This window comes from Salipiger marinus (genome assembly GCF_900100085.1).
Lineage (GTDB): Bacteria > Pseudomonadota > Alphaproteobacteria > Rhodobacterales > Rhodobacteraceae > Salipiger > Salipiger marinus.
On sequence record NZ_FNEJ01000035.1, the window covers coordinates 25,059 to 34,601 of the forward strand.

The window sequence follows — 9,543 nt, forward strand, 5'->3', positions numbered from 1 at the left end:
GGAGCGACCCGTTGCAGATGACCGACCCCCTACTTGTACCCACCAAACTACTGGATTTTGATGCCGCGCCTCTTGCGCATCTAATTGAGAACCGCAGCTGGCGCGGCTTATCCGAATACGATCGGGTCGGAGCTGCCTATGATTTCGTTCGGAATGAAATCGCGTTCGGATACAATCGAGCTGACGACATCCCCGCATCCGAAGTGCTTTCCGACGGCTACGGGCAGTGCAATACCAAAGGCACGCTCTTGATGGCGCTGCTGCGTGGTGTTGGCATTCGTTGCCGGTTGCATGGCTTCACGATCCACAAAGGCTTGCAGCGCGGTGTTGTCCCTGAGCTGGTGTATCCGCTTGCTCCGCAGGAAATTCTCCACTCATGGGTCGAGATCGAATTTCAAGGTGCCTGGATCAACCTTGAAGGCTTCATCCTGGATGACGCTTTCCTCGATGTCCTGCAAACGTCATTCTCGAACACAGAAAGTCTCTGCGGTTATGGCGCGGGCACGGATTGCCTTGGCGCGCCTCCCGTCGCCTGGAACGGAGAAGATACCTACATTCAGAAAACCGGCATTGTGCAAGATTTTGGCGTGTACGATACGCCGGACGCCTTCTATTTGTCCCATGAGCAATCCTTTGGATGGCTGCGTGGCGCCCTTTACCGTCATATAATACGCCACTGGATGAATGCGCGCGTACGTGGTTTCCGCAGCGGCCGCCTGAAGACTGACCGACGCGCGACACACGCGCACGCGGAGCCTGCCAATGCCACATGACCACGGGCACGCGCCTATCGATCCGAATTCTGGGGACCGGCGGGTTGCCATCGCCATCTGGGCGAACGGGCTTCTTACCGTTGCGCAGATCGTCGGGGGCATATTCTCGGGTAGTCTGGCACTGATCGCCGATGCGCTGCACAACTTTTCCGATATGGCCTCGCTTGTCATTGCCTTCGCCGCACGCAAGATCGCGCGCCGCCCGGCCGATGAACGCATGACCTTCGGCTATGGCCGGGTCGAGATCGTGGCGGCCCTGATCAACTACACCACCCTCATCGTGATCGGCTTCTATCTGATCTACGAAGGTGGCATGCGCATGATTGATCCACCCGAAGTCATGGGGTGGACCGTCGTCATTCTCGGTGGAATTGCGCTTGTGGTCGACACGCTGACCGCAATGCTGACCTATTCGATGCAGAAGGGCAGCGTGAACATCCGCGCGCTTTTCCTGCATAACCTGTCGGACGCGCTTGCTTCGGTCGCGGTTATCGTCGGTGGGTCGCTGATCATCCTTTACGACATGCGTTGGGTCGATCCTGCCATCACCATCGGCATCGCGATCTACATCCTGTATCTGTCTTTCACTGAAATAGGCGGCCCAATCCGAACCCTGATGCTCGGGAGCCCGCCGGACATCGACAACGAGGCCGTCGTCGAAGCGATGCGGAAAGTCGAAGGCGTCGCCGACGTCCACTACGTCCATCTCTGGCAAATGCAAGAGCACGAGGCTGCGCTCGACTGCCATGTCGTCGTGGCAGCCGAGGGCTGGTCGAAGATCGAAGAGATCAAGAGCGCGATCAAGAAGCGGCTGAAGGAAGAGTTCGGCATCAGCCATTCCAGTCTCGAATTTGAGCATGAGGATCGCGCTCATCAGTACGCCGATCTCTACGGTCACGGCAACGCAAGTGAAAAGGAGAAGACCAATGTTCAAGGAAACGCTGACCGAGCATGATGATGTCATCGGGCTCGTCTGCGAAGGCAAGTTGACAGAGGCAGACTTCAAGAAAATGCACGCGCTGCTTCATGAACGTCTTGGAACAACCGATAATCCGGGTCTGGTTCTCGACCTTACAAGTTTCGAGGGCTACGAAGAGCCTTCGGCGATCCTGGAAGATCTGAAGATCGACACCGCCCACGTGAACGATTTCCGTCGCATAGCGGTTGTCGGAGAACGCAGATGGATGAAATGGGGCGCACGGGTGGTCAACCTACTGACGGGCTCCGAGATGCAGTGGTTCGAATCCAGCGATACCGAGTCCGCAATTGCGTGGGCGCATGACGGGTAGCCAACGATTCTGCAAGAAAAGGACTAACTGAATTGAATATGGAATAATGCTTCTGGCGGATCCGGCCCTACTACGTAGCGACGTTAACCGGGTACTGTGTGCCGATGTGCGATTCGAGTGAAATGAGATCCGCCTCAAGATCGTGAGGCTACAGGGGCATCACGTCCAAGTTACAGAATATCGCTTGACCTCCCCTTACTGGAAGGTTCTAAGAATTGTTCATGTTCCGCGTTTTTCGCCTTGTTTTGATTCTCATGCTGACCTTCGGTGCCGTGACTGCGCCGGATGTGTCGTCGGCCAATATGTCGGACACGGCGATGGCGCAGATGGAAACCGCCGAAAGCGCCGATGGCCTCTGCAATGGTTGCTATCCCGCCGGATTTGCTGACGGTACTGCCTGTGAAGGTGGGTGTCCTGTTCCCTGCGGCTCCAGCGGTACGGCTGGCCTCCTTGCCAAGATGCCGTCAGCGCGGCTCGCGATGCCGTTTGGTACTGCCGTCCGGGGTGCCGAACCTTTGATCCCACTCGGCGCGAATCCGTCGCTTGATCCATTCCCTCCCAAACTGCCTCTCGGAACCTGAAACCGGCCTCGCCTGCTGCGAGGCCTGATTGTTGCCTTGGCCGAAGCTGGCTGAGTGCGACCTTTTCAGATCAAGGCAGTTGCGATGATCCTCCACAGACCGATTTCACGAAGGCACGTGCTTCGCACAGGTGCCGCATTCACAGCCCTATCCGCTCTGTCACCTGCACAAATGGCGATGGCCGATCCAACTGGGGACCCATTCGTCCTACGCGCGGCATCCGGACAGGCCGCCCTGCGCCCGTCACCATACGGCCCGATTAATGTCTGGAGCTATAATGGATCCGTCCCCGGCCCTAAAATCCGAGTACGCCAGGGCGACCTACTCCGCGTTCTGGCTCAGAATGGATTGGATGAAGGAACCACAATCCACTGGCATGGCATCCGCACGCCCAATGCGATGGACGGAGTGCCGTTCCTTACACAGGATCCGACCCCGGTTGATGGCGATTTTCTCTACGAGTTCGATGCGCTGGATGCGGGCACGTTCTGGTACCATCCGCACCAGCGCAGTTCGGAACAGGTTGGACGCGGCCTTTACGGGCCGCTGATTGTCGAGGAAGCGGACCCGATCCGCGTGGATCGTGACCTGACTTGGATGCTGGACGACTGGCGCATGACCCGGCACGGACAGATTGCGGGTGACTTCGGCAGCCGCCACGACGCCATGCACGGCGGTCGTATCGGCAATTCCGTGACCATCAACGGTCAGATACCCGAACGCATCGCGGTGCGATCCGGCGAACGCATCCGCTTGCGGCTAGTCAACGCGGCGAAAGCGCGGATATTCGGGCTGGATTTCGGGGGTCTTGCTCCGGTCGTGGTCGCGCTGGACGGTCAACCCGTGACGCCCCATGCCCCTGACGGCGGGGTCGTGGTGATCGGCCCGGCGATGCGTGTCGATTTGGTCATCGACTTGACCGGCAAGCCCGGAGATGCCGTAACCGTCATCGATGCCTTCTACGAGGGACTTGAATACCGTCTGGTCGATCTCGCCTACGGGCCGGACAGGTTGCGGGACACGGTGCCGGATTGGTCGATGGATCTGCCCCCCAACCCGTTGGCCGAACCGGACATGGCGTCGGCCGCGCGGCATCAGATCGTCTTCAACGGCGGAATGATGGGGCAGATGATGATGGGCGGCGGCATGGGGTCGATGATGGAACAGATGCGCAAGGGCAACATGTGGTTCATCAACGGCGAAGCCGCGACGGGTCACATGATAGACCCGTTGCTGGTCCTGCCGCAGGGCACGTCGCACGTGTTCGAGATGGATAACCGCACCGTCTGGCACCATCCGATCCATTTTCATGGGCATTCGTTCCGTGTGATCGCCCGCAACGGACAACCGACTCGGTATCGCGAATGGCAGGACACTGTCCTGATGGCACCCGAAGAACGGGTCGAGATCGCCTTCGTCGCGGACAATCCCGGTGATTGGATGTTCCATTGCCACATTCTGGAACACCAGGCGGCGGGCATGATGGGCGTCATCCGTGTCGAACCCGGCACGACCAAAACCTGAAACTCACACACTTAGGACGATGAAAATGAAGGAACCGATGAAGAAGATACTTGGATTTGCCAGCCTCGGCACGGCAGGTGCCGTCGCCGTCCTTGCGATGAGCCTGAATGCCGCGCCTGCCGCGGCGCAGGAGGTCACGCTCTACAAGAACCCACAATGCGGATGTTGCGAGAGTTACGCGGACTATCTGCGCGAGAACGGTTTCACGGTGGAGGTGAAGCCGACCCACGATCTGGCGCAGATCAGCCGCGAAGCGGGCATCCCGGATGACTTCCAAGGCTGCCATACAGCCTTTTTGGACGATTACGTCATCAGCGGCCACGTGCCGATTGATGTCGTCAACAGGCTGCTGGAAGAGCGCCCGGAAATTGCCGGTGTGTCTCTTCCCGGCATGCCATTGGGGTCGCCGGGTATGGGCGGCGCGAAACAGGAGCCCTTCAAGATTTACACCATCGAGGAAGGTGTGAGCCCGACCGTATATGCGGTCGAATGATCAATCGCGCGGTCTGGTGCGAACCCGTGCCAGACCGGTTTCAAGGGAAAACAAAGGATGGAATGCATGATGATGGACGGTGGAATGATGGGCGGCGGCATGATGATTGCGATGGGCCTCGTCTGGTTGCTGATCGTGGGTGTGCTGGTGCTCGCGGCGATCGCCTTGGTCAAATACATCCGCTCGGACAGCGGAAAATAGAAATGTGCCAGAATGCGGATTGAGGGTGCCAGCAGCGGCGATAGCCTGTTGTCGATGGGGTTGGTCTGGGCGCTTTGCGTCCTGCTTGTCCTGTCGTCGCTCGCGGCACTAATCGTCCTCTGTAGGTGGCTCGTAACAAGAAGGCGGAAACTTAGTGAAAAACACGATTAGGCTCTCGGCTGTCCTGCTCGCCACGACGGTTTTGCCCGTAGCGGCGCAGAGCGACGTGCTCATGGGCGAGCGCCTTTATCAAGAGAATTGTGCCAGTTGCCATGGGGCAAACCTGGAGGGGCAATCAGATTGGCGCACACGATTGCCGAACGGCAGGTTGCCTGCCCCGCCGCACGACGCCTCCGGCCATACCTGGCATCACCCCGACCGCGTATTGCTCGACATCGTGAAACGCGGACCGGCGGCGATTGTCGGGAACGGGTACGAAAGCGACATGCCCGGATATGAGGATGTGCTGACAGACGATGAGATCACGGCGATCATTGACTACATCAAGAGCACATGGCCCAACCGGATCCGCGCGTCGCAGGAAAGCCGATCCCTTGCCGATGAGCAGGCCCAGCCATGACGGAAGAGGTCGAGGGAAATGCCGACCCTGTGTCGCGACGCAGTATCTCCGGGTTCGTGCTGGTTCCGCTGATAGCTTTTGCCCTCATGGTCCTGTTCGGTTGGGGGCTTTTCAGGGGTGGCGACGACTTGCCGTCGGCACTTCTCGGCAAACCCGTGCCCGACTTCGCGCTGCCCCCGGTGCTCGGCCGAGAAGAAGGTCTTTCGACGCAGGACCTGATCGGACACGTGTCACTGGTGAACGTCTTCGCCTCGTGGTGTGTGCCCTGCCGTGCCGAACACCCGTTGTTCATGGAGTTGAGTGCAACCGGTGAGGTGCCGCTCTACGGAATCAACTACAAGGACCCGCCCGATCAGGCGCGCGCCTGGCTCGACGAGTTGGGTGATCCCTACGCGCGCATCGGGGCCGACATCAACGGACGCGCCGGTATCGAATGGGGCGTCTATGGCGTGCCCGAAACCTACGTCATCGCGCCCGACGGCACCATCGCCTACCGCCATGTTGGTCCGATCACACGAGCAATCCTGCAGGAAACGCTGCTGCCGATCGTCCGTGACCACAAAACCCAATCCGCCAAGGAGAAAACGCCATGAAAAATCTGAAACCGGCGCTGATCGCCTGGGCACTGTCCGTCGGCGCGGCTTTCGCGACACCGCAAGGGTTTGCACTTCACGACACCCCGCAGCCTGTCGCCAATGTGCGCTACGAGAAAGATGACGGCAGCCGCGGAGACATGGAAGATTTTCGCGGCAAAGTGATCCTCGTGAATGTCTGGGCAACCTGGTGCGTCCCCTGCCGCGAAGAGATGCCGACGCTCGATGCGCTTCAGGCGGAACTTGGCGGCGACGACTTCGAAGTGGTTGCCCTTTCCATCGACCGGGCCGGATCACAGATCGTTCGGCGTTTCTACGACGAGATCGGTGTCACCAATCTCAATATGTATGTCGACCAGACCATGCTTTCGATGACCGCGCTGCGCACCGTTGGCCTGCCGACGACGATCCTGATCGACGCGCAGGGGCGGGAGCTCGGGCGACTGGTCGGCCCGGCCGAATGGGATGATCCCGAGATGGTGTCCTTTTTGCGAAGCTTTATTGAATGAATCCCAGCAAAAGTCCACTGCTCACCCTTGACCTTCCAGTAACTGGAATGACTAGCTTTTAATCATCGAAAGGACTTTCCGGATGACCGAAATATCACCTTCCAACATTGCGGGTGCCGCCAACATCGAAAGCGCAGGAAATTGGCCCCGGTGGTTGACGCGCAGACGATTGCTGTTCGTCGGTGCGGCAACCGTGATGGGGGGCGGCATGGCCCTGAACTGGGGATGGCTCACCGCGATCGGGCTCGCGCCTGTTCTGGTCTCGCTGGCCCCCTGTGCCGCGATGTGCGGCCTGGGTCTGTGCATGAAGGGCGGGTCTGGAAAGGGATGCTCCAACTCGCCGGACGGGGCGTCTCCCGACTGAGTTCTTTCGATAACCACACGATCAACCCAAGGAGAAAACCATGAGAGAAACACTTACAACTTTCGTCGTTGCGACGGCCCTTACCGCAAGTGCATTTGCCGTCAGCGCCCAGGAACAGACCACGCCGGAAACGGGCGAAATGATGCAGAATGAGGGGGCCATGCAAGGCGGCATGATGGACGGCGACATGATGGGCATGATGAAGATGATGGCCGAAATGAAACCCATGATGGAAGCCTGCACCGAGATGATGGCGTCCATGACCGAGAATATGGACGGCGGCATGATGCCGTCGGAAAAGTCTGACGGCTAGATTTGCCCAAATGCCTGTCGGTCAACGGATCGGCAGGCATTTATTGTAAGGATACAAGAATTGACAGCACTGACACGGCGCGCCGCTTTAGCGATACTCGCGGCCACGATTTCGTCTCCGGCCTTCGCCAATCATCCGGGGGAAAACCTGGATGCGCGCATGTTCGAGATGGAGCCCTACTTCCAAGCCATCGATGCAGCGCAGGCTCCGGGTTTCGAGCTGCAGGATTCCGAGGGGAATCCCGTGCGCCTGTCGGATTTCAGCGACAAGGTGGTCATCCTTCATTTCATCTATGCCAACTGCCCGGATATCTGCCCGCTCCATGCGGAAAAGATCGCGGCGGTCCAGGCTTCGATCAACGACGGGCCGATGAAGGAGCTTGTGCAGTTCATCTCGATCACGACCGATCCTGTGAACGACACGCCAGACGTGTTGCGCGATTACTCGGACCGGCATGGGCTCGATCCAAGCAATTGGGTTATTCTAACCAAACGTCCCGATCAGACTGAAAATGCAACGCGCGTTCTGGCGCGGGACTATGGGCTGGAGTTCACGATGACCGCCGACAGCGACATGATGATGCACGGAGCGGTCACCCATGTCGTGGACATCGGCGGGCGGTTCGCTGCAAAATTCCATGGCATGGACTTCAAGAACGTGAACCTGATCCTCTATGTCAGCGAGTTGACCAACAACGTCCAGCATCGACGCCGGGAGCCCAGCTGGTGGGACCGGCTGACAGGTGTGTTTCAATGAGTGTCGTCGCGACTGGCGTCAGGCTGTCCTCGACAGACGGAATTTCCCTGACAGCTCTGCGTCGGTATTTTGCGGTGATCATCCCGGCCAACTTGATCTGGGAGTTCGCGCATATGCCGCTCTACACGATATGGAACGAGGGCACCTGGGGTGAGATTGTCTTCGCAGCCGTCCATTGCACGGGTGGTGATATCCTGATCGCCATGAGCGCGCTGATGCTTGCCCTCATGCTGTCGGGCTGGGGCTGGCCCCTGGTCGCCTCGACGCGGCGGTCTGTGACCGTCCTGACGGTGGTGTTCGGGCTCGGATACACGCTGTTCAGCGAATGGCTCAACATCGTGATCCGCGCCGCCTGGGCCTATTCGGACCTGATGCCAATCATTCCGGTCCTCGATGCGGGCCTGTCACCTGTGTTGCAATGGATCGTGGTCCCGCTGGTCGCGTTCTGGTGGGCCGTGTGGCCCTTCAGCACCGAGCGTGACGCGTGATGGACATCTCCGGCATCGGCATCTTCGCGGCCTTTCTGGCGGGGGCCATTTCGTTCCTGTCGCCTTGCGTCCTGCCGCTTGTGCCGGGCTATGTCTCGTACATCGCAGGGCAGCCGGATTTGCGCATGACGCGGTCGGTCGGCTTGCGGGCGCGCGCCGGGGCGCTCGGGTTGAGTGCCTGCTTTGTCTTGGGCTTTTCGACGGTCTTCGTCGCCCTCGGGGCCGGGGCCAGCGCGCTCGGATCCCTGCTGCTGACATGGCGCACCGAGCTGAACTATCTCGGCGGCGCGATCATCATTCTGTTCGGACTGGTCATGCTGGGTGTCTTTCGTCTCAATGCGTTCTCGCGCGATACCCGTTTCAATCTCGACATTCCCGGCGGTCGCCCGTTTGGGGCCTACGTGCTGGGACTGGCCTTCGCCTTTGGCTGGACACCTTGCATCGGACCGATCCTCGGCGCGATCCTGACACTCAGTTCGACCTCCGGCGGCATGTCGGACGGCATCTGGCTGCTGTCGATCTATTCCGCTGGTCTGGGGGTGCCTTTCCTGCTGGCTGCGCTGTTCACCGACGCCATCGCCGCGCGGGTAAGGCAGATCGGCAAGGCCGGTCGCTGGCTCTACAAGGGCGCGGGTGTTGCCATGATCATCATGGGAGTTGCCATCATGACCGGGCAACTGTCACGGTTTGCCTATTGGCTGCTGGGGACGTTTCCCTTTCTCGCGACGATCGGCTGACGAACCTCGAACCAGCTCTTGGCGTGATGGCTGATAAGTGGGGATCATCTCCCCCACTCAAAAAGGTCGTACACGCCGCGCCCCTATAGAGGTCGCGGGGCCGTCAGCCGATCAGGTAGACCCGGATCGGCATCCAGATACCCATGATCATCATCATCAAGTTCTCGGTGAGCGAGACGAACCCTAGTGGCACGTTGCTGTCCCCCCCGACGCAGGCGCATTTCAACTCGCGCTTGTCGATATAGACCGTAACGGCCCGATTGGCACCGCCTGCCTCGAGGCGGCGTGATGACCTAAGACACGTGCGTAGCGACGTCGCAAACGACGTGTCTTATGCGCGGA

The 9,543-nt window shown here is 59.4% G+C and carries 15 protein-coding genes and 1 pseudogene; 15 read left to right on the forward strand and 1 reads right to left on the reverse strand.

Going from position 1 to position 9,543, the window contains the following annotated elements; translation table 11 throughout:
• Window positions 1-17 precede the first annotated feature (17 nt).
• The 15 genes from BLR51_RS24745 to BLR51_RS24810 all read left to right on the forward strand — a co-directional run bounded on the left by BLR51_RS24745 (window position 18) and on the right by BLR51_RS24810 (window position 9,201).
• A complete protein-coding gene (locus BLR51_RS24745; protein ID WP_066010342.1) occupies window positions 18-773 on the forward strand; it encodes a transglutaminase-like domain-containing protein in 756 nt (251 codons plus the stop codon).
• Window positions 763-1,728, forward strand: a complete 966-nt coding sequence (locus BLR51_RS24750) for a cation diffusion facilitator family transporter (protein ID WP_089851988.1) — start codon at window positions 763-765, stop codon at window positions 1,726-1,728. The genes BLR51_RS24745 and BLR51_RS24750 overlap by 11 nt, the downstream gene beginning before the upstream one ends.
• Window positions 1,700-2,062, forward strand: coding sequence for a SpoIIAA family protein (locus tag BLR51_RS24755; RefSeq protein ID WP_089851990.1), 363 nt, complete (start codon window positions 1,700-1,702; stop codon window positions 2,060-2,062). The genes BLR51_RS24750 and BLR51_RS24755 overlap by 29 nt, the downstream gene beginning before the upstream one ends.
• 221 nt (window positions 2,063-2,283) lie before the next feature.
• Window positions 2,284-2,643, forward strand: coding sequence for a hypothetical protein (locus BLR51_RS24760; protein WP_089851992.1), 360 nt, complete (start codon window positions 2,284-2,286; stop codon window positions 2,641-2,643).
• A gap of 84 nt (window positions 2,644-2,727) precedes the next feature.
• Complete coding sequence (locus BLR51_RS24765) at window positions 2,728-4,167, forward strand: multicopper oxidase family protein (protein WP_110506222.1); 1,440 nt, start codon at window positions 2,728-2,730, stop codon at window positions 4,165-4,167.
• A 25-nt stretch (window positions 4,168-4,192) separates the two neighbouring features.
• Window positions 4,193-4,660 (forward strand): DUF411 domain-containing protein, encoded by a 468-nt coding sequence (locus tag BLR51_RS24770; protein ID WP_242656846.1) that lies wholly within the window; start codon window positions 4,193-4,195, stop codon window positions 4,658-4,660.
• 66 nt (window positions 4,661-4,726) lie between these two features.
• The gene (locus BLR51_RS28525) at window positions 4,727-4,861 is read left to right on the forward strand and encodes a hypothetical protein (protein ID WP_009503829.1); all 135 of its coding nucleotides are present in this window, start codon (window positions 4,727-4,729) and stop codon (window positions 4,859-4,861) included.
• 202 nt (window positions 4,862-5,063) lie between these two features.
• A complete protein-coding gene (locus tag BLR51_RS27515; RefSeq protein ID WP_237267629.1) occupies window positions 5,064-5,441 on the forward strand; it encodes a c-type cytochrome in 378 nt (125 codons plus the stop codon).
• On the forward strand, window positions 5,438-6,034 hold the full coding sequence (locus BLR51_RS24780; protein ID WP_043772511.1) for a DsbE family thiol:disulfide interchange protein: 597 nt from the start codon (window positions 5,438-5,440) through the stop codon (window positions 6,032-6,034). Before BLR51_RS27515 ends, BLR51_RS24780 begins: the two co-directional genes overlap by 4 nt.
• A complete protein-coding gene (locus BLR51_RS24785; RefSeq protein WP_066010346.1) occupies window positions 6,031-6,543 on the forward strand; it encodes a TlpA family protein disulfide reductase in 513 nt (170 codons plus the stop codon). Before BLR51_RS24780 ends, BLR51_RS24785 begins: the two co-directional genes overlap by 4 nt.
• Window positions 6,544-6,625: 82 nt before the next feature.
• The gene (locus BLR51_RS24790) at window positions 6,626-6,907 is read left to right on the forward strand and encodes a hypothetical protein (protein ID WP_068286437.1); all 282 of its coding nucleotides are present in this window, start codon (window positions 6,626-6,628) and stop codon (window positions 6,905-6,907) included.
• Between the two features lie 40 nt (window positions 6,908-6,947).
• Complete coding sequence (locus BLR51_RS24795; protein WP_089851998.1) at window positions 6,948-7,220, forward strand: hypothetical protein; 273 nt, start codon at window positions 6,948-6,950, stop codon at window positions 7,218-7,220.
• Between the two features lie 60 nt (window positions 7,221-7,280).
• The gene (locus BLR51_RS24800; protein WP_242656847.1) at window positions 7,281-7,976 is read left to right on the forward strand and encodes an SCO family protein; all 696 of its coding nucleotides are present in this window, start codon (window positions 7,281-7,283) and stop codon (window positions 7,974-7,976) included.
• Window positions 7,973-8,464 (forward strand): hypothetical protein, encoded by a 492-nt coding sequence (locus BLR51_RS24805; RefSeq protein ID WP_089852003.1) that lies wholly within the window; start codon window positions 7,973-7,975, stop codon window positions 8,462-8,464. Before BLR51_RS24800 ends, BLR51_RS24805 begins: the two co-directional genes overlap by 4 nt.
• Window positions 8,464-9,201: a cytochrome c biogenesis CcdA family protein gene (locus tag BLR51_RS24810; RefSeq protein ID WP_089852005.1), complete on the forward strand. Its 738-nt coding sequence runs from the start codon at window positions 8,464-8,466 to the stop codon at window positions 9,199-9,201. The genes BLR51_RS24805 and BLR51_RS24810 overlap by 1 nt, the downstream gene beginning before the upstream one ends.
• 103 nt (window positions 9,202-9,304) lie before the next feature.
• Here the strand turns inward: BLR51_RS24810 and BLR51_RS24815 are convergent.
• Window positions 9,305-9,448: pseudogene (locus BLR51_RS24815) on the reverse strand (glutaredoxin); the annotation flags it as partial.
• Between the last annotated feature and the right edge of the window lie 95 nt (window positions 9,449-9,543).